This is a genomic window from Bifidobacterium ramosum, from assembly GCF_009299505.1.
Classification (GTDB): Bacteria; Actinomycetota; Actinomycetes; order Actinomycetales; family Bifidobacteriaceae; genus Bifidobacterium; species Bifidobacterium ramosum.
Genome location: NZ_WBSM01000002.1, coordinates 18,554 through 42,335, shown reverse-complemented (window position 1 = coordinate 42,335; position 23,782 = coordinate 18,554). Strand labels below are relative to the sequence as shown.

The window sequence follows — 23,782 nt, the reverse complement described above, 5'->3', positions numbered from 1 at the left end:
GCGCCGATGTCGGAAACGCATCAAGCGTGTCGTGATCACTCTGTCAGCGTGTCGAAACGCCGCAATACAAAAAAGGGCCGGGACTCAGTCCCGACCCCTTTCAGTGGTCTATGCTCACTCGGCGTTTTCGGCCGGAGCAGCCTCGGTCTCGGCCGGGGCAGCGGTCTCGGCCGGAGCCTCAGTGGCCTCGGTGACCGGAGCGGTCTCCTCGGCAACCTTGGTCGCGGCTTCGGCTTCCTTCACGACGGCCTTCTTGGCGACCGGCTCGGTGACGAGCTCGATGATCGCGGCCGGAGCGGCGTCGCCCTTACGCGGGGCGATCTTCACGATGCGGGTGTAGCCGCCCTCGCGCTGCTCCATCTGCTCGGCGATCTCGGTGAAGAGCTTGTGCACGACGGACTTGTTGCGGATGACGCGCATCACGCGACGGCGGGAGTGCAGATCACCGCGCTTGGCGAAGGTGATCAGGCGCTCGGCCAGCGGGCGGAGGCGCTTGGCCTTCGGCAGCGTGGTGACGATGCGGCCGTTCTGGAACAGGCTGGTGGCCATGTTCGCGAGCATCAGGCGCTCGTGGGCCGGGCTGGAGGCCAGACGCGGGCCCTTCTTGGGTGTAAGCATGTTTACTCCTTGAATGCGCCGCCACGCTCAGGTGGGCATGTGCCCGAACGTCCGGGCATGGCGGTGCGGTTGGTCAAAAGCGACGGATCACTCGTCTTCCGGCGAGTAGAAGGTGCCGCCTTCGAGGTTGGTGGTATCGAAGCCCAGCGGGGAGGCCTTGAGCGACAGACCCAGGGTCTGCAGCTTGTCCTTGACCTCGTCGATCGACTTCATGCCGAAATTGCGGATGTCGAGCAGGTCCTGCTCGGTGTGGTTCACCAGCTCGCCGATGGTGTGGATGCCCTCGCGCTTCAGGCAGTTGTAGCTGCGCTGGGTGAGGTTGAGATCCTCGATCGGCACGGCCATTTCGGGGTTGGTCTCCTCGGCCACGGGAGCCGGACCGACCTCGACGCCTTCGGCCTGGGTGTTGAGCTCGCGGCACAGGCCGAAGAGCTCCACCAGGGTCGAACCGGCGGAAGCGACCGCATCGCGCGGCGAAATGGCGGGCTTGGTTTCCACGTCCAGGATGAGCTTGTCGAAGTCCGTGCGCTGTTCCACACGGGTGGCCTCGACCTTGTAGCTCACCTTGAGCACCGGGGAGTAGATCGAGTCGACCGGGATACGGCCGATCTCGTCGTTGTCCTGCTTGTTCATCTGCGCCGGGACATAGCCGCGACCACGCTCGACGGTGAACTCGATCTCGAGCTCGCCGTCTTCGGCCAACGTCGCGATGTGCATGTCCGGGTTGGCGATGGTGACACCGGCCGGCGGGGTGATGTCGCCCGCGGTGGCCTCGCCTTCGCCGCTCTTGCGCAGGTACATGACGACCGGCTCGTCGTACTCGCTGGTGAGCACGATGCCCTTGATGTTGAGCAGGATCTCGGTAACGTCCTCTTTCACGCCCGGCAGAGTGGTGAACTCGTGCAGGGCACCGGAGATGCGCACCGAAGTCACAGCCGCGCCCGGAATCGAGCTCAGGAGGGTACGGCGCAGGGAGTTGCCCAGCGTATAGCCGAAACCAGGCTCAAGAGGCTCGATGGTGAAGCGGGAGCGCTGCGGGTTGAGGACTTCCTCGGTCAGTGTCGGACGCTGTGCGATAAGCACTGTGTTATCCTTTCAGCTTCTGGTCGGTGGTGCACTCACCGGCCAGGCAAGCGGCTTTGGATGAATTGCTATGTCTAGTGCTCAGACGGCTCAGACGCGACGACGCTTCGGCGGACGAACGCCGTTGTGCGCCTGCGGGGTGACGTCGGTGATGGAACCGACTTCAAGACCGGCGGACTGCAGGGAGCGGATGGCGGTTTCACGACCGGAACCCGGGCCCTTGACGAACACGTCGACCTTCTTCAGACCGTGCTCCATCGCCTTGCGGGCGGCGGACTCGGCAGCCATGCCAGCGGCGTACGGCGTGGACTTGCGGGAGCCCTTGAAGCCGACATCGCCACCGGACGCCCAGGACACGACAGCGCCGGACGGATCGGTGATCGAGATGATCGTGTTGTTGAAAGTGGACTTGATGTGAGCCTGACCCACCGGGATCGACTTGCGGTCGCGGCGGCGGACAGGCTTACGAGCGGCTTGCTTTGCAGCTGCCATTGATCCTCGTTTCCTAGTACGAACTTGTTTGTCTGTCCGGACGATGGAATGATGCATCCCGTGGCCCGGACGAACCACCTACTACTTGGTGGCCTTCTTCTTTCCGGCGACCGTGCGCTTCGGGCCCTTGCGGGTGCGGGCGTTGGTCTTGGTGCGCTGGCCGCGCACGGGCAGACCCTTGCGATGACGCATGCCCTGGTAGCAGTTGATCTGGATCTTACGACGGATGTCCGCGTCGATTTCACGACGCAGATCGCCCTCGATCTTGTAGTTACCCTCGAGATAGTCACGCAGCGTGATCAGCTGCTCATCCGTCAGATCCTTGACGCGGGTGTCCGGGTTGATACCGGTCGCGGCAAGCGTTTCCTTCGCACGAGTGCGACCCACACCGAAAATGTAGGTGAGGGCGATTTCAATGCGCTTCTCATTGGGGATGTCGACTCCGGCAAGACGTGCCATTGCGATTCCTTCTGTGTTCCGCAGGTCGTGCACCGAGTCGTCCGGTTGCCCGGCCCGGGCCTGCGTACCCGGGGTTCAAGCGTGCCTCTCGGGAGAGACTCGCCTGTGACTCAGCGCCTGATTGTTTGGTGCCGCTGGATCTGCTCTCAGCCCTGACGCTGCTTGTGGCGCGGGTTCGTGCAGATCACCATGACGCGGCCGTGACGACGGATCACGCGGCAGTTTTCGCAGATCCTCTTCACACTAGGGCTGACCTTCATGGTTTTCCTTTACTTGTACCTTTACTTGTAGCGGTACGTAATCCGTCCGCGGTTCAGATCGTACGGGCTCATTTCAAGCACCACGCGATCCTGCGGCAGGATACGAATGTAGTTCTTGCGCATCTTGCCGGAGATCGTGGCGAGCACGATGTGCTTGTTCTCGAGTTCGACGCGGAACATCGCGTTCGGCAGCGCTTCCACTACCTGACCTTCGACTTCAATCACACCGTCTTTTGCCATGAGCCTCGTGATCCGTTCTTTGGGACAATTACCGTTCAGTATGTCCGAAGACACACCAACGATCAAATATACACGAAAACGGGGATTGCGACACACGGCGTGTCGCCGCACGCTCGGCATGCGGCGACGCGAGGAGGAAGACAGTCCAGTGGACTGTCCGACGACGGAGCCATCCGTATCCCACACCCCGCCACATCAACCGGGTACAAAAAATGGGCAGCCGCAAAGCTGCCCATTTGGCATCACGCCTCGATGAAAATCTACTCAGCCTTCGAGCGCCTTGACGATATTCGCCTGGATCGCGTCGATCTCGCCGACGCCGTCGATGGCGACGAGCTGGCCGCGCTGCTTGTAGATATCGAGCAGTGGCGCGGTCTCCTTGGCGTAGGTGGCGAGGCGCTTGGCGATGGCCTCCGGGGTGTCGTCGGAACGGCCCTGCTCCTGGGCGCGCTTGGCGATGCGCTCCATGAGCACGTCGTGGTCGGCGTCGAGCGCCACGACCTTGTCGAGCGGGGTGCCGAGCTCGGCGAGCATGGCGTCGAGCGCCTCGACCTGGGAGGCGTTGCGCGGGTAGCCGTCGAGGATCCAGCCGTTCTTGGCGTCGTCCATGGCCAGACGGTCCTTGACGATCTTGTTGGTCAGCTCGTCCGGGACCAGCTCGCCCTTGTCGGTGTACTTGAGCGCCTCAAGGCCGAGTTCGGTCTTGTTCTTGATGTTGTAGCGGAAGATGTCGCCGGTCGAGATCGCCGGGATGCCGAAGTGCTCGGCGAGCAGCGCGGCCTGAGTGCCCTTGCCCACGCCCTGCGGGCCCATGATGAGTAGACGCATTGGTCTTTCCTTCCTTGACATAGCGGTGGCTCCCCGGGTCGGGGAGCCACGGACAGATGGTTGCTTACTTGCCTTCCTTGTGGTCCACGTCCTCGAGCAGGAAGCCAGTGTACTGGAACTGCTCGGTCTGGGCCTTGGCCTGGCGCAGGGTGTCGAGGCCGACGCCCGCGATGATCAGGATGGTCGTGCCGCCGAACGGCAGCTGCGTGTTGAGGTTGAGCGCCATGATGAGCACGGTCGGGATGAGCGCGACGAACAGCAGGTAGACCGCGCCGACGGTGTTGAGGCGGTTCATCACGTAGCTCAGGTAGCGGCTGGTGGCGCTGCCGGCGCGGATGCCCGGGATGAAACCGCCGTACTGCTTCATGTTGTCGGCGGTTTCGTCCGGGTTGAACGTGATCTCGGTGTAGAAGAAGCAGAAGAACACGATCATCACGGCGTACAGCGCGATGTACCACACGGACGTGGTGTTGGCCAGGTTGGAGTTGATCCACTTGACCCAGCTCTGGTCGGTGCTGCCGAACTGCGCGATCAGGGTCGGGATCGCGAGGATCGAGGACGCGAAGATCGGCGGGATGACGCCGGACATGTTGATCTTGAGCGGCAGGTAGGTGGACGATCCGCCGTACATCTTGCGGCCGATCATGCGGCGCGTGTACTGGACCGGGATGCGGCGCTGGCACAGTTCGACGAAGTCGACGAAGATCAGGATGACGAGCAGCACGCCGGCGACGATCGCGAACTTCGGCCAGTTGCCGTCGGTGCCGTTGGTGCCCCAGCCGATCTCCCACAGCTGCGGCAGGAAGCCGGAGCAGATGGACATGAAGATGAGGATGGACATGCCCTGGCCGATGCCCTTGTCGGTGATGAGCTCGGCCATCCACATGATGAGGCCGGTGCCGCCGGTCATGATGAGCACCATGACGATGAGGTTCCACGCGGAGCCGTCCGGGATGACCTGCGAGCAGGAGTAGTTGAACAGCGCGCCGGAGCGGGCGGTGACGAGGATGGTGGTGGACTGCAGCACCGCGAGGCCGATGGTCAGGTAACGGGTGTACTGCGTCAGCTTCGCCTCGCCGGACTGGCCCTCCTTGTGCAGGGCCTCGAAGCGCGGGATGACGACGCGCAGCAGCTGCACGACGATGGACGCGGTGATGTACGGCATGACGCCCAGCGCGAAGATCGACAGCTGCAGCATCGCGCCGCCGGAGAACAGGTTGACCAGGCCGATGAAGTTCTCGGATGCGGTCTTCATCGTGCCGACGCACTCCTGCACGACCTTGTAGTCGACGCCCGGCGTCGGGATGAACGATCCGATGCGGTAGATGATGATCATGCCGAACACGAACAGGATCTTGTTTCTCAGCTCTTTGGTACGGAAGGCCTGGATTAACGTCCTCACCTGGGTTCCTTTCCATATGTGCGCCCCATGCGCACCGGTTGCAGACAGACTCTAGTCGTCGAGTCTAGCGTACAGCGTCTACCACTGCCCCGACGCAGCGGTTCTCATGTCCATAAATATCCATAAACGATTCGTAAAACGACGATGACCCCCGCCGCTTGCGCGGTCGAGGGTCATCATTCATATCGCACTGCGGCTGGTCCGCGCGAGAAGAACTACTCCTCGGAGACGGAACCGCCGGCGGCTTCGATCTTGGCCTTGGCCGAGGCAGAAGCCTTCACGCCCTTGACGGTGAGCGCGACGGTGATCTCACCATCGCCCAGCACCTTGACGGGCTGGTTGGCGCGCACGGCGCCCTTGGCGACCAGATCAGCGACGGTGACTTCGCCACCGGCCGGGAACAGCTCGGCAAGAGCGGCCACGTTCACGACCTGGAACTCCTTCTTGAAGGGGCTCTTGAAGCCGCGAAGCTTCGGCAGGCGCATGTACAGCGGCAGCTGGCCACCTTCGAAGCCCGGACGAACCTGGTAACGCTTCTTGGTGCCCTTGTCGCCACGGCCCGAGGTCTTACCCTTGGAGCCTTCACCACGGCCGACGCGGATGCGATCCTTCTTGGCGCCCGGAGCGGGCTTCAGATCGTGCATCTGCAGGATGGTGGTCTCTTCTTCATTGGCCATAATCAGTCAACCTCCTCAACGGTGACCAGATGGCGCACCGCCAGGATCTGGCCACGAGTGGACTTGTTGTCCTCGAGGACAACGCTCTGGCCGATCTTGCGCAGACCGAGAGTCTGCACGGTGGCGCGCTGCTTGGGCGTACGGTTCACCAAACCATGGTGCAGGGTGATCTTCAGGTTAGCCATCTATCACTCACCATCCTTCTGCTGGGCGGCGGCGGCCTCTTCACGGGCCTTGCGGGCCTCGGCGATGCCGGCGGCGCGAGCGCGCAGCAGGGCGTCCGGGGCGACCTCGTTGAGGGCCAGACCACGGCGGGCCGCGATCTCTTCCGGATCCTCGAGCTGCTTGAGGGCAGCCACGGTGGCGCGAACCATGTTCACGGCGGTGGCGGAGCCCATCGACTTGGTCAGGATATCGGTGATGCCGGCGCACTCCATGACGGCGCGGACCGGACCACCGGCGATAACGCCGGTACCCGGGGCAGCCGGGCGCAGCAGCACAGTGCCGGCGGCGTCGTGGCCGATCACCGGGTGGGTGACGGTGCCGCGGACGCGCGGGACGGTGAACATGTGCTTCTTGGCGTCGAGCTGGCCCTTGGCGATAGCGGCCGGAACCTCGCGGGACTTGCCGTAGCCAACGCCGACGGTGCCGTTGCCGTCACCGACGACCACGAGCGCGGCGAAGCTGAACGTACGGCCGCCCTTGTGGGTCTTGGACACACGGTTGATGGTCACCACGCGGTCGAGCAGCTCATCGCCCTGCTTCTCTTCGCGACGGTTGCGACGCTCGCCACGACGGCCTTCGCCGCGCTGGCCGCGACGGGACTTGCGGTCCTCGTTCGCGTTGGTCTCAGCCGCCTCAGTGTTCTGAGTTTCTTCAGCCACTTGGGTTTCCTTCTGGGTTTCGTCGCTCACAGTGCCAGACCTCCCTCGCGGGCGCCTTCAGCGACAGCTGCGACGCGACCGGTGTACTTGTTGCCGCCGCGGTCGAACACGACAGCCTCGATGCCGGCGGCCTTGGCCTTCTCGGCCAGCAGCTCGCCGACCTTCTTGGCGGCCTCGACCTTGGTGCCCTCGAAACCGGCGAATTCGGCGGTCAGCGTCGAGGCGCTCACCAGGGTGAAGCCCTTGGTGTCGTCGACGATCTGGGCGACCATGTGGCGGTTGGAACGGGTGACGACGAGACGCGGACGCTCCGGGGTGCCGGAGATGCGCTTGCGCAGACGGGCGTGACGGCGCTTGAGCGAAACCTTCTTGCCCTTACCGAGAATCTTAACGCTCATATCACTTACCAGCCTTTCCAGCCTTGCGCAGGATGTGCTCGTCAGCGTACTTGATGCCCTTGCCCTTGTAGGGTTCCGGAGCACGCAGCTTGCGGATGTTGGCCGCAGCCTGGCCAACGGCCTGCTTGTCGGTGCCCTTGACGATCACCGTGTTGGCGTTCGGCACTTCGAACTCGATGCCTTCGGCCGGGTCGACGGTGATGGTGTGCGAGTAACCGAGAGCGAACTCGATGCTCTTGCCCTTGAGGGTGGCGCGGTAACCGGTGCCAACGATCTGCAGGGTCTTGGCGTAGCCTTCGTGCACGCCCTTGACCATGCTGGCGACGATGGCGCGGGCCAGACCGTGCTTGGCACGGGTCGGACGCAGGTCATCGGCCGGAGTGAGGACGATCTCGTTGCCCTCGACCACAGCGGTGATGCCTTCGGGAATGACGTAGGAGTCGGAACCCTTCGCGCCCTTGGCGGAGAAGTTCTGACCGTCGATAGTGACTTCCACGCCGGCCGGGATGGCGACGGGGAGCTTACCAATATGCGATGCCATGTGTCAGCTCTCCTTTCTCACCACACGTAGGCGACGATCTCGCCGCCGATGCCCCGGTCGAGGCATTCCTTCTGGGTCATCAGTCCCGAGCTGGTCGAGATGATGGCGATACCGAGACCACCGAGCGGCATCGGCAGCGCGTCGGACTTCGCGTAACGGCGGAGACCCGGCTTGGAGATGCGCTTGATGCCCTGGATGGAACGCTCGCCGTTCGGGCCGTACTTGAGGGTGACCTCAAGAGTCTGGCCGACCTTGGCTTCCTTGGCGCTGAAGTCCTTGATGTAGCCTTCGCGCTTCAGGATCTCGGCGATGTTCGCCTTGAACTTGGAGTACGGCATATCCACGGTCTCGTGCTTAGCCGCGCTCGCATTACGCAGACGCGTAAGCATGTCTGCGATCGGATCTGTCATTGTCATTTGGGCTTGTTGCCCTTTCTCGCTATGGTTTCCGCCGCCCTCACGCCTGACGAATCAGGCGATCGGGCCGCGGACCTTCAGCGTCGATGTTTACCAACTGGACTTCGTAACGCCGGGCAGCTCGCCGCGGTGAGCCTTCTCGCGAAGGCAGATGCGGCACAGGCCGAACTTGCGGTAGACGGAGTGGGGACGACCACAAACCTGGCAGCGCGTGTAGGCGCGAACCTTGAACTTCGGCTTGCCGGCCGCCTTGTTCTTCAGAGCGGTTTTTGCCATATCAGTTCTCCTTGAAGGGGAAGCCGAGGTGCTTGAGGAGCACGGAAGCTTCCTTGTCGTCCTTGGTGGAGGTCACCACGGTGATGTCCATGCCGCGCTGGTGATCGATCGAATCCGGATCGATCTCGTGGAACATGGACTGCTCGGTGAGACCAAAGTTGTAGTTGCCCTGGCCGTCGAACTGCTTGCCGTTGATGCCGCGGAAATCGCGGATACGGGGCAGCGCGAGGGTCAGCAGACGATCCAGGAACTCCCACATACGGTCGCCGCGCAGGGTGACGTATGCGCCGATGGCCTGGCCCTCACGCAGGTGGAACTGCGCGACGGACTTCTTGGCCTTGGTGATCTTCGGCTTCTGGCCGGTGATCAGGGTCAGGTCCTTGACGGCACCTTCGATGAGCTTGGAGTCGCGGGCAGCGGCGCCGACGCCCATGGAGACGACGACCTTCTGCACACGGGCGACCTGCATGGGGTTGGAGTAGTTGAACTCCTTCTCCAGCTCAGGGACGATGACCTCGTTGTACTTCTGCTTCAGGCGCGGGGTTGCCGGCGCTTCGACGGTAGCATCGGTCATGCCAGCTCCTTTCCGGACTTCTTGGCCACGCGGACGCGCACGGTCTTCACCTTGCCGTCACGGGCCTCTTCCTTCACCACAACGCCAACGCGGGTCGGCTGCTTGGTCTCCGGGTCGATCAGCATCACGTTGGAGCGATGGATCGGAGCCTCGACGGAGACGATGCCGGCCTGCTGGCCCTGCTGCGTGGCGCGGACGTGCTTCTTGACGATCTGCACGCCCTCGACGATCAGGCGATCGTCGGCCAGCACGCGGGTGACCTTGCCTTCCTTGCCCTTATCCTTGCCGCGGATGACCTTGACCAGGTCGCCGCTCTTGATCTTGGCTACCATGTCAGATCACCTCCGGAGCGAGGGACACGATACGCATGAAGCGCTTGTCGCGCAGCTCACGAGCGATCGGTCCGAAGATACGAGTGCCCTTCGGTTCACGGCCGGAGCCGAGAATGACGGCGGCGTTCTCGTCGAACTTGATGTAGGAGCCGTCCACACGACGGTGCTCCTTGACGGTGCGGACGACGACGGCCTTGACCACGTCGCCCTTCTTGACCGAGCCGCCAGGGATCGCGTCCTTGACGGAGGCGACGATCACGTCGCCCAGATCGGCATAGCGTCGCTTCGATCCGCCGAGCACGCGGATGCAGAGGAGTTCCTTCGCACCCGTGTTGTCGGCGACATGAAGCCGCGTTTCCTGCTGAATCATTGATTCTCCTTAGCCGAGCTGGTTCTCCCCAAGCACCCCGCCCACCTGTACGAGCATGGGCGGGGTGACTCGCGGAGCCTTGCCGAACTTGTTACTTAGCGCGCTCGATGATGGAATCGAGACGCCAACGCTTGGTCTTGCTCAGGGGCCGAGTCTCCATAATACTCACGAGGTCGCCAACGTGCGCGTCGTTGTGTTCATCATGGGCCTTGACCTTCTTGGTGGAACGAACGACCTTGCCGTACAGCGGGTGGGTCGAACGCTGCTCGAGCTCGACGGTGATCGTCTTGTCCATTGCTTCGGACACGACGTAACCGCGACGAACCTTGCGGAAGTTACGCTCTTCAGCCATTACTTCTCCTCAGCTTTCGTGTCGGATGCCTCGGGCGCCTGGCTGATGCCGAGCTCACGCTCGCGCAGGACGGTGTACATCCTGGCGATGTCGTGCTTGACCGCCTTGAGGCGGGCAGTGTTCTCGAGCTGACCAGTCGCGTGCTGGAAGCGCAGGTTGAACAGCTCTTCCTTGGACTTCTTGAGGAAACCTTCGATCTCCTCGTTGGTCTTCTCGTTCAGATTCTTGATTGCATATTCAGCGGTACCGATTGCCATCAGATATCACCACCTTCGCGCGCAATGATGCGGCACTTCATCGGGAGCTTGTCGATAGCGCGGCGCAGAGCCTCGCGAGCGACGTCTTCCGAAACGCCACCGATCTCGAACATCACACGGCCCGGACGCACGTTGGCGATCCAGAACTCCGGCGTGCCCTTACCGGAACCCATTCGGGTGCCCAGCGGCTTCTTGGTCAGCGGGCGATCCGGGAAGATCGTGATCCACACACGGCCGCCACGCTTGATGTAACGGGTCATGGCGATACGGGCGGCCTCGATCTGACGGTTGGTCACGTAGGCCGGCGCGAGCGCCTGAATACCGAAATCGCCGAACGCGATCTCGTTGCCGCCCTTGGACATGCCAGAGCGGACCGGACGATGCTGCTTGCGGTACTTAGTCCTCTTCGGGATAAGCATCAGTTCACTCCTTCGTTTCCGTTGCGGCAGGAGCCTCGGCGGCGGTCTCGGCCTTCGGGGCCTCGGCCTGCTGCTGGGCGGCGGCGTTACGGTTGCCACGGCGCGGGCGGCGATCGCCACCACGGCGGCCCGGGCGGCTGTTCTGCTGCGCCTGCTGCTGCTCTTCGAACTCACGCTCGGTCATGTCGCCCTTGTAGATCCACACCTTGACGCCGATGCGGCCGTAGGTGGTCTTGGCCTCGAAGAAGCCGTAATCGATCAGGGCGCGCAGGGTCTGCAGCGGAACGCGACCCTCGCGGTAGAACTCGGAACGGCTCATTTCCGCACCGCCGAGGCGGCCGGAGAGCTTGATGCGGATACCCTTGGCGCCGGCGCGCATCGCGTCCTGCTGAGCCTTGCGCATCGCGCGACGGAAGGTCACGCGGTTGGTCAGCTGTTCGGCGATGCCCTGCGCGACGAGCTGGGCGTCCAGAGCGGCGTTCTTGACCTCGAAGATGTTGAGCTGGACCTGCTTGCCGGTGAGCTTCTCGAGCTTGGCGCGAACCTTCTCGGCTTCGGCGCCACGGCGGCCGATCACGATGCCCGGACGGGCGGTGTGGATGTCCACACGCACGCGGTCGCGGGTACGCTCGATGACGATGCGGGACACGCCCGCACGCTCGAGGTCCTTGTTCATTTCCTTGCGGATCTTGTCGTCCTCGAGGACGAAGTCGCTGTAGCGCTCGCCGGGCTTGTTGGAGTCGGAGAACCACTTGGAGCGGTGGTTTTCAGTGATGCCCAGGCGGTAGCCAAAGGGATTGATCTTCTGACCCATCTTTAGCGGGCTCCTTCCTTAGACGCGACGACGACCGTGATGTGCGCGGTGCGCTTGTTGATACGAGCGGCACGGCCCTGGGCACGAGCGCGGAAACGCTTGAGCGTCACGCCCTCATCCACATAGGTCTCCTTGACGATCAGGTCGTTCTCGCGGAACGGCTCGCCGGCCTTGTCGGCCTTCACGCGAGCGTTCGCGATGGCGCTCTCCAGGACCTTGCGAACCGGGAGGGACGCGTCCTGCGGGGCGAACTTGAGAATGGTGACGGCTTCGGTCGCCTGCTTGCCGCGGATGAGGTCGACCATGCGGCGAGCCTTGCGCGGCGTCACGCGGACGTGACGAGCGATTGCTTTAGCTTCCATGTTCTATTCCTTATCCTTTAGCGGCGGGCCTTCTTGTCGTCCTTCACATGACCCTTGAAGGTCTTGGTCGGGGCGAACTCACCGAGCTTGTGGCCGACCATGGCCTCGGTGACGAACACCGGGACGTGCTTGCGGCCGTCATGAACAGCGAACGTGTGTCCGATGAAATCAGGGGTGATCATCGAACGGCGGGACCACGTCTTGATGACGTTCTTGGTGCCCTTCTCGTTCTGCTCGTCGACTTTCTTCTGCAGGTGGGCGTCGACGAAGGGGCCCTTCTTGATGCTACGAGTCATCTACTCGACACTCCCTTACTTGCGGTTCTTACCATTCGGACGACGACGAACAATCATCTTGTTCGAAGCCTTCTTCGGACGGCGAGTACGAACTTCGCCCTTGCCCCACGGAGAAACCGGCGGCTTGCCACCGCGGGTACGACCGCCGTGCGGGTGGTCGACCGGGTTCATGGATTCACCACGGGTCCACGGACGCTTGCCGATCCAACGGGCGCGACCGGCCTTGCCGAGCTGGATGTTGGCGTGGTCGGAGTTGCCGACCTCACCGACGGTGGCACGGCAGCGGGCGTCCACGTTGCGGATTTCGCCGGACGGCATACGCAGCTGGGCGTAGGCGCCATCCTTGGCGACGAGCTGGACGGCGGCACCGGCGGAACGCGCGATCTTCGCGCCGCCGAGCGGCTTGAGCTCGATGGCGTGCACCACGGTACCGGTCGGGATGTTCTTGAGCGGCAGGTTGTTGCCCGGCTTGATGTCGGCCTGGGCGCCGGTCTCGATCACATCACCCTGCTTGATGCCTTCCGGGGCGATGATGTAGCGCTTCTCGCCGTCTGCGTAGTGCAGCAGCGCGATGCGGGCGGAACGGTTCGGGTCGTACTCGATGTGAGCGACCTTGGCCGGCACGCCGTCCTTGTCCCAGCGACGGAAGTCGATGAGACGGTACTGGCGCTTGTGGCCGCCGCCGCGATGGCGGGAGGTCATACGGCCGTAGGAGTTGCGGCCGCCGGTCTTGGTGAGCTTGCGAACCAGCGACTTCTCAGGCGTGGAACGCGTGAGCTCGGAGAAGTCCGAGACGGAAGCGTTGCGACGGCCTGCAGTCGTCGGCTTATAAACGCGGATAGCCATAATATAGTTCTTCCTTTAACTTTTCTCGGCTAGCCTTCAGTTGCCGAAGATGTCGATCGTCTGGCCCTCGGCGACGGTCACGATCGCGCGCTTCTGGGAGACGCGCTGGCCGAAACCGAAGCGGGTGCGCTGCTTCTTGCCAGCGCGGTTGAGGGTGTTGACGCTCGTCACCTTCACCTTGAAGATCTCTTCGATAGCCTGCTTGATCTGCACCTTGTTCGCGTTCGGGGCCACCACGAAGGTGTACTGGCCACGATCGGACAAGGCGTAGCTCTTCTCGGAGACGACAGGCTTCAGGATGACGTCGTGTGCGGGCTTGTGAATAGCGACCATACTGATCAGGCCTCCTTGACGGCCGGCTCGGTCTTACCAGCGAGGAAGGCGTCGAGGCCCTCCTTGGTGAAGACGACGTACTGAGCCGTGACCACATCGTACGTGTTGAGCTGATCGGCGAAAATCGGGTGGACGGTCGGAATGTTGCGGACCGACAGCCACTCGTTGATGTTTTCGCGGGAGAACACCACCGTGGTGAACTTGTTCTCGGTGATCGGGGACAGCGCGGCGACGGCGGCCTTGGTGGACGGGGTATCGGTGATGCCGAAGTCCACAACGGCGACGCGACCGGCGTTGGCGCGATCGGACAGGACGTAGCGCAGGGCCGCGGCCTTCATCTTCTTGGGGGTGCGCTGCGAGTAGTCGCGCGGCTGCGGACCGAACACGGTGCCGCCGTGGTACCACTGCGGGGCGCGGATGGAGCCCTGACGAGCACGACCGGTGCCCTTCTGCTTCCACGGCTTCTTGCCGCCGCCGGAGACCATGCCGCGGGTCTTGGTGGCGTGCGTGCCCTGGCGGGCAGCGGCCAGCTGGGCCACGACGACCTGGTGGATCAGCGGGATGCGGTCCTGGACCTCTTCGGCGGTGTGGCCGAAGATGTCGGCCGGAACCTCGACGGTGCCGGTGGTAGCGCCCTTGGCGTCAGACACGTTCAGAGTAACGTTTGCCATGATTGATCAAACTCCCCTTACTTCACTGCCGTGCGGACGAGAACGATGCCGCCCTTCGGGCCCGGAATCGCGCCCTTGATGGCGAGAATGCTGTTCTCGGCATCCGCGGACATGACGGTCAAGCCCTGAGCGGTCGCGGTCACGTGACCCATGCGGCCGGCCATGCGCTTGCCCTTGAGAATGCGGCTCGGGGTGGCGCATGCGCCAACAGAACCCGGACGACGCTCGTTCTTGTGAGAACCGTGAGAACGACGGTAGGACTTGAAGCCCCAGCGCTTGATGGTGCCGGCGAAGCCCTTGCCCTTGGTGGTGCCGGTCACGTCGACTTCGGATCCCTCCGGGAAGAAGTCGATGGACAGCTCCTGGCCCGGCTCGTACTCGGCGGCGTCCTCGGTGCGCACCTCGACGAGGTGGCGACGCGGGGTGACGCCGGCCTTGGCGAAGTGGCCGGCGAGCGGCTTGGTCACCTTGGTCGGGTCGATCTGGCCATAGCCGATCTGCACGGCCTTGTAGCCGTCGGTCTCGTCGGACTTGACGGCGGTCACCACGTTGGTGGACACATCAACGAGGGTGACGGGGACGAAGAAACCGTTCTCGTCCCAGATCTGAGTCATGCCGAGCTTCTTGCCCAGCAGAGCCTTGTGGCTACCTCTCTGCGAAGTCATAGTGGTTCCCTCCTCCCTTACAGCTTGATCTCGATGTTGACATCTGCGGGCAGATCAATGTGCATCAGGGAGTCCACGGCCTTCGGGGTCGGGTCCACGATGTCGATGAGGCGCTTGTGCGTGCGCATCTCGAAGTGCTCGCGAGAATCCTTGTACTTGTGAGGAGAACGAATAACAACAAAGACGTTCTTCTCGGTCGGGAGCGGAACCGGGCCAACCACAGTTGCGCCCGCGTTCGTCACCGTTTCGACGATCTTCTTCGCCGATTGGTCGATGACCTCGTGGTCATAGGACTTAAGCCTGATGCGGATTTTCTGTCCCGCCATTGCCGTCCGCCCTTTCTAGCGATTCGTGTACTGTTTACCAGCCTGCTTCAAGGGCACCGGCGGACCTGGCCGCAGCAGAAGACACCCCTCACGAGGTGCATCCTGTGGCCAAACCACATCAGTGCGCGGCATGCGTTCGTCCACTCTCGTGGACCCCCGCTCCGCGCTCGCTTTTTTGATTCCAATATGCGAGCCCAAATCAGGCAACTTGTTTATTAAAGCACTAGGCCTACCCTTAAGGAGTTCGGGCGTGTCGCGGCGTGACGAGGCCGCGTTCGACCATGACGCCGTAGCCGTACGCCTCATCGTCGTCGCGGGTGTCGCCGGGCGCCTGCTCCACCGCGAGCAGGGCCCGCAGACGATGGCGTCCCGGCAGCGTCAGACAGTGCGACCGCATCTCGTCGCGCGTCATGATCCCCTGCCGCAGCACCGATTCGACCATGACGATCCCGTCGGGGAAATCCAATCGTCGCAGACAATCGAACACCGTGCGCCCGAGCGGCGTCACCCGCACCCCGCCCACCGTCGCCGAACGTCCGCACTCATCATCCGGCAGCAGACAGTACCGAACATCGCCGCGATCCTTCCCACACCGTTCCTGATTCACGGCGAGATGCAACGCGCCGAGGTGCCGTGCCGAATCGGTGATTCCGTACATCACGGCGGCGGTGATGCCGCCGAACATCCAATCGGGATGCCGTACCGACAACGTCCGCACCAGCCACCGGTACCGTTCCGCCGCGCTCAGCCGATCCCACATCTCGCCGCGCACGTAACAGCCGTGGCCGACGCGCGCCAGTTCGCCGGACTGCGCGCGGCGGCGCAGGGACCGACGTTCGGACTCCGTTCGACCCCACACGTACAGCCGCCGCCGTTCGTTGCCAATACACCATTCGGTCAGTGTCGTATTCGCGCTCATACGTGTACCGTATCGGCTACGGCACGGATACCTGCATGATTTCGGGGTATGTGGTCGAACGGTACGGGTTATCCACACTCGGCGTGTCTATCCACATTTTTTGTGGACAACCGATTGTGGACAACTACCGTGCGGTTGTCCACAATCGGATGCCCCGCCGGACACGACGCGACGGGCGCAAACGGCCGGTCGCAGCCGACCTGGCACCACACCGCCGAGTGTCGCCGGCCGGCCACCGTCCATCGCCCCGCACGCTGGCGCGTCGCCGCGCACTCCCCTACCGTATGAACCATGAACACGACCACGACGCCGCAGCCGCACGAACCACGCCCCGCCGACCGCGCTACGACCGCACGACGCACGACCGCACACGACTGGATCCCCGACCAGCCCGGCGCATGGGCGATGGCGCTGCTGCCCGCGCTGGCCGGCATGGTCGTCGGCGGGCCGAACGCGGCCACGGTCTGGCTGTTCGCGGCATGGATGCTGTGCTATTGCGTGCAGTTCACGGCCGCACGGTGGATCCGGTCGCGGTTCGCGCGCCGGTACCTGCCGCCGACCGTTATCTATACGGTGCTGCTGGTGATGGTCGGGCTGCCGTTCGTGATCGTCCATCCTGGCGTGCTGTGGTGGGCGCCGCTGTATCTGGTGCTGGCCGCGCTGTCGTTCGCGGCGGCGTGGCTGCGGCGCGAGCGCACGCTGTGGGGCAACGCGGTCGCGATCGTCGCCGCCTGCGCGATGGCGATGGTCGTCGCCTCGTTCGGCACGCTGGCCAATGGCGCCGCGCTCCCGGCGTTGGCCAACGGCGGGCTGCCGGCGACCGTCGTGTTCCTGCTCGTTCAGTTCGGGTCGGTGCTGTTCGTGAAGACGATGATCCGCGAACGCGGCAACCGCACGTATCTGCTGGCGTCGTGGGGATGGCATGCGGTGCTGGCGGCGGTGACGTTCGGCCTGTGGGGCGCGCTGGGATTCGGCCTACTGTTCGTGGCGCTGGCGATCGACGCCGCCTGGCTGATGGCACGTGCGATCGCGTTGCCGCTGATCGCGCGGCGGCGCCGGCTCAGGCCGGTCGTCGTCGGCATGGTCGAGCTGGTCTCAAGCCTGCTGACGTTCGTCGCCGTCATCACGACATTCTGACGCGCCGCCCTGACGGACCGTTCTGCCGCACCGTTCTGACGGGCACAATGACAAATGATCCGCACGCATCCATCTTCAACGTACATACAGCCGATCCGGGTACCAAAATCGGCTGTATGTACGTCAGGGAATAAGCCATACGGCTAGATACTCCTCTCAACGCCGCTCCCCCTCCAACGTACATACAGCCGATTTACCTGCCCGGATCGACTGTATGTACGTTGGAGAAGATAGATCGCGACTATATATAGGTCCGTATATCCGCATATAAAACCATCGTTATCGTCGCGTCACTCCCCTTCTAACGGACATACAGCCGATTTAGGTACCCGGATCGACTGTATGTACGTTGCGGGAAACAATGTGACGCGAGTCACGGACACCACTTGAGACGGACGCGAATCCGCCGAAACCATACGCCGTATCGTGAATCCCGTGACATCATCACGCGGCTCCCAGATCAGACCCATCACGGCGCACCACGCCAACCAGCTGTACCAGCACGGCACGCTCGCCCTGCTCGTGCCCGGCCTGCTCGAAGGCACCACGACCATCGGCGACCTGCTCACGCACGGCGACACCGGCATCGGCACCGGCGAAGGACTCGACGGCGAGCTCATCATCCTCGACGGCGTGGCGTACAAGGTCGGCAGCAGCGGTGTGGCCGAACGCGTGCCAGATGATTTCACCATGCCGTTCGCGAACGTGCACCACGCCGCGTTCCAATATCAGTGCGAACGCAGCGACATCGGACTCAAGGAGCTCAACCGGCGCATCGTCGAGGCGAACGGCCGCGCGAACACGTTCTTCTCGGTGATCGTGCGCGGCACGTTCAGCTTTATCAAGACGCGCGCGGTGATCAAACAGCAGGCCCCGTACCCGACGCTGGTTGAGGTGGCCGACCGGCAGGCGATGTTCCTGCGGCACGATGTGAAGGGCACGATGCTCGGCTATTTTTCGCCAGTCATGTTCCACGGCGCGGCGGTTGCCGGGTTCCACGAGCATTTCCTGTCCGACGATCATACGTTTGGCGGGCACGTGCTGGACGCGGTGCTCGATCACGGAAAGATCTACAGTCAGGTGTTCGATACGCTGGTGCAGCATCTGCCGGTGGACGATCCCAGCTACCGCGAGCATGATTTCAGCCACGATCCGATCGCCGAGGCGATCACCAGTGCCGAAGGCGACACCAAGCGCTGAGGCGGACAGTCTTCCCACAGATGTCTCGCCGCTCTCAACGCCGGCCCTCCTTTTCTCTTTAACGGACAACCAGCCGATTTCAGGGGTGATTTCGGCTGGTTGTCCGTTGAAGGAGGTGGCCACGCGCGCTTATGGCGGACCCACGTGATGTTTCGGCTTACCTTTTCAACGGACATACAGCCGATTTTGCGTCTTGGTCGGCTGTATGTCCGTAGGAGAGGGTGAGGGTTGCAGGGATGGCAACAGGGAACACACGGACGCGCTACGACGCGGCATTCAGATGCAGGGATCATCCCCGCGGGTGCGGGGAGCATGTGTCGAACGCGCAGTCGACCGCCGATTCCGCGGGATCATCCCCGCGGGTGCGGGGAGCACTCATTCATGTATGATCACGAACGCCAACTATCACAAGATGGTCCATACACCGTATCGAAGCAGCCGGAATCACCCAACGAACGATCCGTCGAGATGCAAACCACTCCCCCCGCAAAACGACACGCCACCCACGACGCCCCAAGATATCCGAAAAACCGAAGTCAGACCACGATTACGACCGGAGATGCCTCCGGGCATCCCGACTATTGCGGACATACAGCCAAATCCATGGGCCGGATCGGCTGTATGTCCGTTAGGAGGATAGGGACAGAGGGTGAAGCTGGAACTGTGGGACTGCCGAGCCCGTTAAGGGGAGAGAGCGTAGACGCTTACGGCAGTTCCACGCGCCGTTGTAATTCATCGCTACGGACATACAGCCGCTCAGGACGCAAAATCGGCTGTATGTCCGTAGAAGAGGGAAGGGAGGCATGACGTGATATCGCCGTGTCCGCAAGGGGCGGGGTACGCGTGAGTTTCGAAGTCTGGCCCTACGCCGGATAACGCCGTGTCCGTAGGGGGTGGAGGTCGCAAAAGGGGAGCCCACCCTTGCGGATGGACTCCCCTCGACCAGCTCACTCAGCTCGCGTTCTCAGCCAGCTGCCGCGGCTCAGGCGCGCTCGGAGGCCTCCTCCGTGGCGGCCACGCCCTCGCGCTCGACGCGGATGCGGTGGCCTTCGGCCTGCGGCACGCCATAGTACGCGGCGATGGCGATGTCCTTCATGTCCTCGATCTGCGGGATGCGCGGGTTCGCGGGGGCGCACTGGTCCTCGTAGGCGCGCATGCCGATCTGGTCGAGCACGCTCCAGAAGTAGTCCTCGTCCACACCGCAATCCTGGAAGCTCTTGTTCATGCCGAGCTTGTTGTCGCGGTAGTCCTCCACCGCGCGGGCCAGGTTCTCGACGGCTTCGGCCGGGGTCTTGCCCGGGTCGATGCCGAGGTTGATGGCGATGTCGCGGTAGCGCTCGTCGGCGATGTACTTGTTGTACTTCGGCCACGAGGTCGGCTCCTCCGGCACCTGGCCGTTGTAGCGGATCACGTACGGCAGCAGGATGGAGTTGGTGCGGCCGTGGGCGACGTGGCACAGCGCGCCGATGGTGTGCGCCATGCCGTGGCACATGCCGAGGAACGCGGAGCCGAACGCCATGCCGGCCATGGTAGCGGCGTTGTGCATCTTCTCCTGCGCCTTGGTCTTCTCCAAACCCGGCTCGCCGTTGACGGACTCGGCCAGGTTGTCCCAGATGAGCTTGGCCGCGTGCAGCGCCATGCCGTCGGTGAAGTCGTTCGCGTACACGGACACGTATGCCTCGAACGAGTGGGTCAGCGCGTCGAAGCCGGCGTCGGACGCGAGCTTGCGCGGCTGGGTGCGGGCGAGCACCGGGTCGACGATCGCGACGGACGGGGTGAGCGCGTAGTCGGTGATCGGGTACTTGTAGCCGGTCTTGTGGTCGGTGATCACGGCGAACGGCGTGACTTCGGAACCGGTACCGGACGAGGTCGGGATGCACACGAGCTTGGCCTTCTTGCCCAGCGGCGGGATCTTGAAGGCACGCTTGCGGATATCGAAGAACTTCTCACGCACGTCGGAGAAGGAGATTTCCGGGTGCTCGTACAGCAGCCACATGATCTTGGCCGCGTCCATCGGGGAGCCGCCGCCGACCGCGATGATCGTGTCCGGCTCGAACTCCTCGCGCATCATCTCGGCGCCGCGTTCGACAGTCTCGACGCTCGGCTCCGGCTCGACGTAGTCGATGATGCGGAAGGTGACGCGGTTGGAACGGGCGCGCAGCTGGTCGATGACCTTATCGACGATGCCGAGCTGCTCCATGACCTTGTCGCACACGATGACGGCCTTCTCGATGCCGTACATGTCGCGCAGGTACTTGATGGCGTTCGGCTCGAAGTAGGTCTTGGCCGGGATCTTGAACCACTGCATGTTGTTGTTCCTCCGAGCGATGCGCTTGATGTTGAGCAGGTTGACCGCCTGCACGTTGCCGGACACCGAGTTGCCGCCGTAGGAGCCGCAGCCGAGGGTGAGCGACGGGGCGATGGCGTTGTAGATGTCGCCGACGCCGCCGAGCGAGCTCGGGGAGTTCCAGATGATGCGGCAGGCGTGCATGCGCAGGCCGTATTCGCGCACGAGCGCCTCGTTGTTGGTATGGATGGCGGCGGTGTGGCCGGCGCCGAGCTTGAGCATGGCCTCGCACATCTCGAACGCCTGCTCCTTGTTATCGGCCTTGAGCACGGCGTGCACCGGGGCGAGCTTCTCGTGGGTGAGCGGCTCGTTGTCGGAGACCTCGGAGCATTCGGCGGCGATGATGGTCGCGTCGGCGGGGATCTCGAAGCCGGCGGCCTTGGCGATGTACTGCGGGGACTTGCCCGGCACGACGGAGTTGAGCTTCGGGGTGCCGCCGGAGAACGCGGTGCAGCCGAACATGTACTGCTCGAGCTTGGCCTTCTCCTCGTCGTTGACGAAGTACGCCTTGCGACGCTTGAGTTCCTTGACCAGCGGATCGTAGATGTCCTTGTGGGCGATGATGGCCTGCTCGGTGGCGCAGATCATGCCGTAGTCGAAGTGCTTGGACAGGATCAGGTCGTTCGCGGCGCGCACGATGTCGACGTCCGCATCGACGTAGGCCGGGGCGTTGCCGGCGCCGACGCCGAGGGCCGGCTTGCCGGAGGAGTATGCGGCCTTGACCATGCCCGGGCCGCCGGTGGCGAGGATGGTGGCGACGCCGTCGTGCTTCATGAGCGCGCCGGTGGCTTCGATGGACGGGTGCTCGATCCACTGGATGCAGTCGGCCGGGGCGCCGGCCTCGATGGCCGCGTCGCGCACGATGCGAGCGGCTTCGGCGGAGCACTGCTGCGCGAACGGGTGGAAGCCGAAGATGATCGGACAGCGGGTCTTGAGCGCGATGAGCGACTTGAAGATGGTGGTGGAGGTCGGGTTGGTGACCGGGGTGACGCCGGCGACGACGCCGACCGGCTCGGCGATCTCGTCGATGCCCATGACGTCGTCCTCGCGGATGATGCCGACGGTCTTCTGTCCGGCCAGGTAGTTGGTGACGTGCTCGCACGCGAAGATGTTCTTGGTGGCCTTGTCTTCCACAAGACCACGGCCGGTCTCGTCGACGGCCATCTTCGCGAGCACGAGGTGCTTGTTCAACGCGGCGATGGACGCCTTGGCGACGATGCGGTCAACCTGTTTCTGGTCGAGCTTCTCGAACTCGGTGAGGGCCTTGAGGCCCTTCTTGACGAGCGCGTCGACCTCGGCCTCGGCGGCCGCCTTCTTCTCTTCAGGGGTCGGCTTGGTGGGGGCCTCGGCCTGCTGTGCTTCTGCCATGAATCCTCCTTGACTTGCTCGGAGCAACTTACGTTCCGCCACGGCGGCGACCGGTCGCACCGGCCGCGCGGCGTTCGTATCGAACCGCCGTTTTTGTGGCCTGCGTCACAATCTACCGAACGACTGTTCGTATCGCACACGCACACCAACCGCGGCGTTTCATGTGCGTTTCTGTCTTGTTTTTGTTCGTTATAAGGTTGATTTATGACAAGTTAGTACCAAAATCAGGATTTCCGCCGTGTTTTGTTCGCTTTTTCCGTCGACATCACAAGCGAACGCACATGTCGGCGATACCACTTTATTAAAGTGCCTTTACAGAAGTCATATTGTCAAACCAAGTTATACAAAATGACTTTTATAAAGTATGCTGGTATCCACCATCGCAACCGCATCCACATCCCGCGAAAGGCCGCCAATGACGTCGCCTCACCCCGCACCCAACGCACGCGCCCGAACCGCCATCATCCGTCATCTCTACGAACACCGCACGGCCACCAAACAGGAACTGGCGCAGGAACTCGGTCTGAGCGCCCCCACGATCACGCAGCACCTGCGGGAGTTGGCCGCACGCGGCATCGTCACCCCCGACGCGCTGCAGCGGTCCACCGGCGGCCGCAAGGCGAGATCCTACGCCTTCAACCCACGTCACCGGCTCGCGATCGGACTCGCGACCACGACCACTACCGTCACGGTGCGGGCGATCGACCTGTACGGCGACACCGTCACCGAACTCAGCCGCACGCTCCCTTATCGCAACGACGCCGCATACTGGCAGCGCGTCGGCATCATCGTCAACGAATTCGCCGACAGCACCGCCGCACCGCACCGCCGCGGCACCACCGCATCCGCATCCGACGACATCATCCTCGGCATCGGCCTATGTCTGCGCACCCCGGCGGCCATACCACTCGAACAGATCGTGCGGCACCCGTGCGGCACCATCCACCCCGCGGACGCATCGGCCACCTCCGAAGCATGGTTCGACCCGACGCTCGGCGACGCGATCTGCCTCTACCTCGATCGCCAACCCAGCGGATCGCTCATCATCGATGGCCGACTGCATCAACCAGCACGACGAGGCGACACCGCCATCACGCACCGCAACGGCGCGATCGAACACATGACGCTCGTGCCAGACGGCCGCGAATGCACGTGCGGCCGACGCGGCTGCATGAGCGCGTACTGCTCGCCACAGACGCTGCCCGAGGACTACGAAAGCATCCCCGGCTTCTTCAGCGTGCTCGAACAGGGCGAGACGCATCACCGCGAGCGCATGAACACGTGGCTGGACTACGTGGCGCAGGCGATCGCGAACGCGCGGACCATCGTGGCCGGCGACGTAATCGTCGGCGGCGAGGCGGCGACCTATCTCGATGACGACGACATCGCCGACCTGCACCGGCGCGTCGCGGAACGCACGCCGCCCGGCATGGCGGGATTCGTCCTACGCAAGAGCCTGCGCGACGACCGGCAGTACATCGTCGGCGCGGCGCTGCGGTTCGTCGCCGATTACCTGGCCGACATCGCCGGCATCGCCGCGTGACGCCGCGCCCCTCCCCGCACAGCACCGGCATCCGCCATAGCGCCGTAAGCCCTCCCCGCGTGGCAGAAAACACTCGC

General features: G+C 63.4%; 34 protein-coding genes. 3 read left to right on the top strand and 31 right to left on the bottom strand.

Annotated features, from left to right (window positions below; translation table 11 throughout):
* Positions 1-114: 114 nt before the first annotated feature.
* From rplQ to DSM100688_RS02900, 30 genes are all read right to left on the bottom strand, one after another.
* The gene (rplQ, locus tag DSM100688_RS03045; protein WP_152357698.1) at positions 115-618 is read right to left on the bottom strand and encodes a 50S ribosomal protein L17; all 504 of its coding nucleotides are present in this window, start codon (positions 616-618) and stop codon (positions 115-117) included.
* A gap of 87 nt (positions 619-705) precedes the next feature.
* Positions 706-1,701, bottom strand: a complete 996-nt coding sequence (locus DSM100688_RS03040) for a DNA-directed RNA polymerase subunit alpha (protein ID WP_152357697.1) — start codon at positions 1,699-1,701, stop codon at positions 706-708.
* A 90-nt stretch (positions 1,702-1,791) separates the two neighbouring features.
* Positions 1,792-2,193, bottom strand: a complete 402-nt coding sequence (gene rpsK, locus DSM100688_RS03035; RefSeq protein ID WP_033493949.1) for a 30S ribosomal protein S11 — start codon at positions 2,191-2,193, stop codon at positions 1,792-1,794.
* An 81-nt stretch (positions 2,194-2,274) separates the two neighbouring features.
* A complete protein-coding gene (gene rpsM / locus DSM100688_RS03030) occupies positions 2,275-2,652 on the bottom strand; it encodes a 30S ribosomal protein S13 (RefSeq protein ID WP_152357696.1) in 378 nt (125 codons plus the stop codon).
* Between the two features lie 146 nt (positions 2,653-2,798).
* Positions 2,799-2,912, bottom strand: a complete 114-nt coding sequence (gene rpmJ, locus DSM100688_RS03025; RefSeq protein WP_003814578.1) for a 50S ribosomal protein L36 — start codon at positions 2,910-2,912, stop codon at positions 2,799-2,801.
* A 21-nt stretch (positions 2,913-2,933) separates the two neighbouring features.
* Complete coding sequence (gene infA / locus DSM100688_RS03020) at positions 2,934-3,152, bottom strand: translation initiation factor IF-1 (RefSeq protein WP_003808114.1); 219 nt, start codon at positions 3,150-3,152, stop codon at positions 2,934-2,936.
* 264 nt (positions 3,153-3,416) lie between these two features.
* Positions 3,417-3,980 carry an adenylate kinase gene (locus DSM100688_RS03015; RefSeq protein WP_152357695.1) on the bottom strand — a complete coding sequence of 188 codons (564 nt, stop codon included), beginning with the start codon at positions 3,978-3,980 and terminating at the stop codon, positions 3,417-3,419.
* A gap of 64 nt (positions 3,981-4,044) precedes the next feature.
* On the bottom strand, positions 4,045-5,382 hold the full coding sequence (gene secY, locus DSM100688_RS03010) for a preprotein translocase subunit SecY (RefSeq protein WP_152357694.1): 1,338 nt from the start codon (positions 5,380-5,382) through the stop codon (positions 4,045-4,047).
* Between the two features lie 215 nt (positions 5,383-5,597).
* The gene (rplO, locus tag DSM100688_RS03005) at positions 5,598-6,059 is read right to left on the bottom strand and encodes a 50S ribosomal protein L15 (protein WP_152357693.1); all 462 of its coding nucleotides are present in this window, start codon (positions 6,057-6,059) and stop codon (positions 5,598-5,600) included.
* Positions 6,060-6,061: 2 nt separating this feature from the next.
* Entirely contained in the window at positions 6,062-6,244 is a 183-nt protein-coding gene (gene rpmD / locus DSM100688_RS03000) for a 50S ribosomal protein L30 (RefSeq protein ID WP_152357692.1), read from the bottom strand.
* Between the two features lie 3 nt (positions 6,245-6,247).
* Positions 6,248-6,973, bottom strand: coding sequence for a 30S ribosomal protein S5 (gene rpsE, locus DSM100688_RS02995; RefSeq protein WP_152357691.1), 726 nt, complete (start codon positions 6,971-6,973; stop codon positions 6,248-6,250).
* A complete protein-coding gene (rplR, locus tag DSM100688_RS02990) occupies positions 6,970-7,341 on the bottom strand; it encodes a 50S ribosomal protein L18 (RefSeq protein ID WP_152357690.1) in 372 nt (123 codons plus the stop codon). Before rplR ends, rpsE begins: the two co-directional genes overlap by 4 nt.
* 1 nt (position 7,342) lies before the next feature.
* Positions 7,343-7,882: a 50S ribosomal protein L6 gene (gene rplF / locus DSM100688_RS02985; RefSeq protein WP_152357689.1), complete on the bottom strand. Its 540-nt coding sequence runs from the start codon at positions 7,880-7,882 to the stop codon at positions 7,343-7,345.
* Positions 7,883-7,899: 17 nt separating this feature from the next.
* Positions 7,900-8,298 carry a 30S ribosomal protein S8 gene (gene rpsH, locus DSM100688_RS02980; RefSeq protein ID WP_152357688.1) on the bottom strand — a complete coding sequence of 133 codons (399 nt, stop codon included), beginning with the start codon at positions 8,296-8,298 and terminating at the stop codon, positions 7,900-7,902.
* A gap of 90 nt (positions 8,299-8,388) precedes the next feature.
* A complete protein-coding gene (locus DSM100688_RS02975; RefSeq protein ID WP_003814530.1) occupies positions 8,389-8,574 on the bottom strand; it encodes a type Z 30S ribosomal protein S14 in 186 nt (61 codons plus the stop codon).
* A gap of 1 nt (position 8,575) precedes the next feature.
* Positions 8,576-9,148 carry a 50S ribosomal protein L5 gene (rplE, locus tag DSM100688_RS02970; RefSeq protein WP_152357687.1) on the bottom strand — a complete coding sequence of 191 codons (573 nt, stop codon included), beginning with the start codon at positions 9,146-9,148 and terminating at the stop codon, positions 8,576-8,578.
* Complete coding sequence (gene rplX / locus DSM100688_RS02965; protein ID WP_152357686.1) at positions 9,145-9,480, bottom strand: 50S ribosomal protein L24; 336 nt, start codon at positions 9,478-9,480, stop codon at positions 9,145-9,147. The genes rplE and rplX overlap by 4 nt, the downstream gene beginning before the upstream one ends.
* 1 nt (position 9,481) lies before the next feature.
* Positions 9,482-9,850: a 50S ribosomal protein L14 gene (gene rplN, locus DSM100688_RS02960; RefSeq protein WP_152357685.1), complete on the bottom strand. Its 369-nt coding sequence runs from the start codon at positions 9,848-9,850 to the stop codon at positions 9,482-9,484.
* A gap of 91 nt (positions 9,851-9,941) precedes the next feature.
* On the bottom strand, positions 9,942-10,202 hold the full coding sequence (rpsQ, locus tag DSM100688_RS02955; RefSeq protein WP_152357684.1) for a 30S ribosomal protein S17: 261 nt from the start codon (positions 10,200-10,202) through the stop codon (positions 9,942-9,944).
* On the bottom strand, positions 10,202-10,459 hold the full coding sequence (gene rpmC, locus DSM100688_RS02950) for a 50S ribosomal protein L29 (RefSeq protein ID WP_152357683.1): 258 nt from the start codon (positions 10,457-10,459) through the stop codon (positions 10,202-10,204). Before rpmC ends, rpsQ begins: the two co-directional genes overlap by 1 nt.
* Positions 10,459-10,878 (bottom strand): 50S ribosomal protein L16, encoded by a 420-nt coding sequence (gene rplP / locus DSM100688_RS02945; protein ID WP_094730272.1) that lies wholly within the window; start codon positions 10,876-10,878, stop codon positions 10,459-10,461. The genes rpmC and rplP overlap by 1 nt, the downstream gene beginning before the upstream one ends.
* 4 nt (positions 10,879-10,882) lie before the next feature.
* Complete coding sequence (gene rpsC / locus DSM100688_RS02940) at positions 10,883-11,692, bottom strand: 30S ribosomal protein S3 (RefSeq protein ID WP_152357682.1); 810 nt, start codon at positions 11,690-11,692, stop codon at positions 10,883-10,885.
* A 2-nt stretch (positions 11,693-11,694) separates the two neighbouring features.
* Positions 11,695-12,054 carry a 50S ribosomal protein L22 gene (gene rplV, locus DSM100688_RS02935; protein WP_152357681.1) on the bottom strand — a complete coding sequence of 120 codons (360 nt, stop codon included), beginning with the start codon at positions 12,052-12,054 and terminating at the stop codon, positions 11,695-11,697.
* A gap of 17 nt (positions 12,055-12,071) precedes the next feature.
* Positions 12,072-12,350: a 30S ribosomal protein S19 gene (gene rpsS, locus DSM100688_RS02930; protein WP_003814508.1), complete on the bottom strand. Its 279-nt coding sequence runs from the start codon at positions 12,348-12,350 to the stop codon at positions 12,072-12,074.
* A 15-nt stretch (positions 12,351-12,365) separates the two neighbouring features.
* Positions 12,366-13,196 (bottom strand): 50S ribosomal protein L2, encoded by an 831-nt coding sequence (rplB, locus tag DSM100688_RS02925; protein WP_152357680.1) that lies wholly within the window; start codon positions 13,194-13,196, stop codon positions 12,366-12,368.
* A 36-nt stretch (positions 13,197-13,232) separates the two neighbouring features.
* The gene (rplW, locus tag DSM100688_RS02920; protein WP_152357679.1) at positions 13,233-13,529 is read right to left on the bottom strand and encodes a 50S ribosomal protein L23; all 297 of its coding nucleotides are present in this window, start codon (positions 13,527-13,529) and stop codon (positions 13,233-13,235) included.
* 5 nt (positions 13,530-13,534) lie between these two features.
* Positions 13,535-14,200 (bottom strand): 50S ribosomal protein L4, encoded by a 666-nt coding sequence (gene rplD / locus DSM100688_RS02915; RefSeq protein WP_152357678.1) that lies wholly within the window; start codon positions 14,198-14,200, stop codon positions 13,535-13,537.
* Between the two features lie 17 nt (positions 14,201-14,217).
* Positions 14,218-14,865, bottom strand: coding sequence for a 50S ribosomal protein L3 (gene rplC / locus DSM100688_RS02910; RefSeq protein WP_152357677.1), 648 nt, complete (start codon positions 14,863-14,865; stop codon positions 14,218-14,220).
* Positions 14,866-14,882: 17 nt separating this feature from the next.
* Positions 14,883-15,191 carry a 30S ribosomal protein S10 gene (gene rpsJ / locus DSM100688_RS02905; protein ID WP_003808013.1) on the bottom strand — a complete coding sequence of 103 codons (309 nt, stop codon included), beginning with the start codon at positions 15,189-15,191 and terminating at the stop codon, positions 14,883-14,885.
* Between the two features lie 235 nt (positions 15,192-15,426).
* Positions 15,427-16,110: a hypothetical protein gene (locus DSM100688_RS02900; RefSeq protein ID WP_152357676.1), complete on the bottom strand. Its 684-nt coding sequence runs from the start codon at positions 16,108-16,110 to the stop codon at positions 15,427-15,429.
* Between the two features lie 291 nt (positions 16,111-16,401).
* Here DSM100688_RS02900 and DSM100688_RS02895 point away from each other — a divergent pair, with 291 nt between their 5' ends.
* Together DSM100688_RS02895 and budA are read left to right on the top strand one after the other, a co-directional pair.
* Entirely contained in the window at positions 16,402-17,247 is an 846-nt protein-coding gene (locus DSM100688_RS02895) for a YwiC-like family protein (protein ID WP_152357675.1), read from the top strand.
* 435 nt (positions 17,248-17,682) lie between these two features.
* Positions 17,683-18,447 carry an acetolactate decarboxylase gene (budA, locus tag DSM100688_RS02890; protein ID WP_152357674.1) on the top strand — a complete coding sequence of 255 codons (765 nt, stop codon included), beginning with the start codon at positions 17,683-17,685 and terminating at the stop codon, positions 18,445-18,447.
* A 982-nt stretch (positions 18,448-19,429) separates the two neighbouring features.
* Here budA and adhE read toward each other — a convergent pair.
* Positions 19,430-22,162, bottom strand: coding sequence for a bifunctional acetaldehyde-CoA/alcohol dehydrogenase (adhE, locus tag DSM100688_RS02885; protein ID WP_152357673.1), 2,733 nt, complete (start codon positions 22,160-22,162; stop codon positions 19,430-19,432).
* Positions 22,163-22,577: 415 nt separating this feature from the next.
* Between adhE and DSM100688_RS02880 the strand changes: the two genes are divergently transcribed.
* On the top strand, positions 22,578-23,705 hold the full coding sequence (locus DSM100688_RS02880) for an ROK family transcriptional regulator (protein ID WP_152357672.1): 1,128 nt from the start codon (positions 22,578-22,580) through the stop codon (positions 23,703-23,705).
* The last annotated feature ends 77 nt before the right edge of the window (positions 23,706-23,782 follow it).